The sequence below is a fragment of the Stenotrophomonas sp. 3diitr2024 genome (assembly GCF_042136455.1).
Lineage (GTDB): Bacteria > Pseudomonadota > Gammaproteobacteria > Xanthomonadales > Xanthomonadaceae > Stenotrophomonas > Stenotrophomonas sepilia.
Genome location: NZ_JBHHMJ010000530.1, coordinates 1 through 357 on the forward strand (window position 1 = coordinate 1; position 357 = coordinate 357).

The 357-nt window shown below is 68.9% G+C and carries 2 pseudogenes; one reads left to right on the forward strand and one right to left on the reverse strand.

Going from position 1 to position 357, the window contains the following annotated elements:
* Nucleotides 1–118, reverse strand: a pseudogene (locus ABGA94_RS13465) (ATPase, T2SS/T4P/T4SS family); the annotation flags it as partial.
* Between the two features lie 57 nt (nt 119–175).
* On the opposite strand from ABGA94_RS13465, the pseudogene ABGA94_RS13470 reads away from it, so the two are divergent.
* Nucleotides 176–357, forward strand: a pseudogene (locus ABGA94_RS13470) (hypothetical protein); the annotation flags it as partial.

A 357-nucleotide genomic window follows, 5' to 3' on the forward strand; every position in this document is an offset into this window, starting at 1 on the left:
AATACAGGGTGGTGGTCTTGCCCGAGCCGGTCGGGCCGGTGACCAGCACGATGCCGTGCGGGCGCTCGACCAGTGCATTCCAGCCAGCGGCCTCCTGCGGGCTGAAGCCGAGCTGGTCTCCCCGCACTGGACCGAGGCGCCGTTGCAGCTGCAACGCTATCTTGGTTTCCCGGCGCTGAACCTGTCCGGCGCCCCGGCCTCTGGCGTGTCGACCGGCCAGGCCATGACCCTCAACGGCTCCGCCAACAAGACCGGCATCCTGCTGCTGTTGACCGTGCTGACCGCGGCGTTCGCCTGGAGCCAGGCGGTCGACGAGTACGGCCAGATTTCCGGCAGCGCGAGCCTGTACGCCATCGG